Raw genomic sequence first — 490 nt, 5'->3', positions numbered from 1 at the left:
GTGCAGTCACCGCCAGGTCGCCCTTGGGTGTGGCATTGATGCCGGCCGCCGCTTCGTTGGCCTCGTGAATGCTGGCCAGGATATGCCGGGTGTCCTCCAGGTAGCGGCCGCCTGCCTCGGTCAGGCGCACGCTGCGGGTGGTGCGCAGTAGCAGCTTGACCCCCAGCTGCTCCTCCAGGGCGCTGACGGCACGGGTGACGGCGGCCGGGGAGATGGCCAGGCGGCGGGCAGCAGCGGCGAAGCTTTCCAGCTCACCTACGGCGACGAATACCTTCATCAGGTGGATCTGGTCCATGCGAGCTCCTGGGGGCATGAGGTGCCGGGATTATTGTTCATCTGGGTATTTTCTGCTGCCCGCGAAGAGGCGGGCTGGTGTATCAGATGTCCAGCACCAGGGCCTGCACCCCCTCCTGCACCTGCGCCGGCACGGCACAACAGATCAACACCGACCCCGCCTCCGGTAGCTCTGCCGGTGGATGCGGGTAATGCA

1 protein-coding gene is annotated in these 490 nt (G+C 66.3%); it reads right to left on the bottom strand.

Annotation, left to right across the window (positions count from 1 at the left end):
- The coding region (locus tag GYA94_RS14025) for a LysR family transcriptional regulator (protein WP_161892524.1) at nt 1-295 on the bottom strand (295 nt) is incomplete at its 3' end.
- Nucleotides 296-490 lie beyond the last annotated feature (195 nt).

This window comes from Pseudomonas juntendi (genome assembly GCF_009932375.1).
Lineage (GTDB): Bacteria > Pseudomonadota > Gammaproteobacteria > Pseudomonadales > Pseudomonadaceae > Aquipseudomonas > Aquipseudomonas juntendi.
Note: the sequence above shows the minus strand (reverse complement) of the source record. Positions and strands in the feature narration are given on the sequence as shown.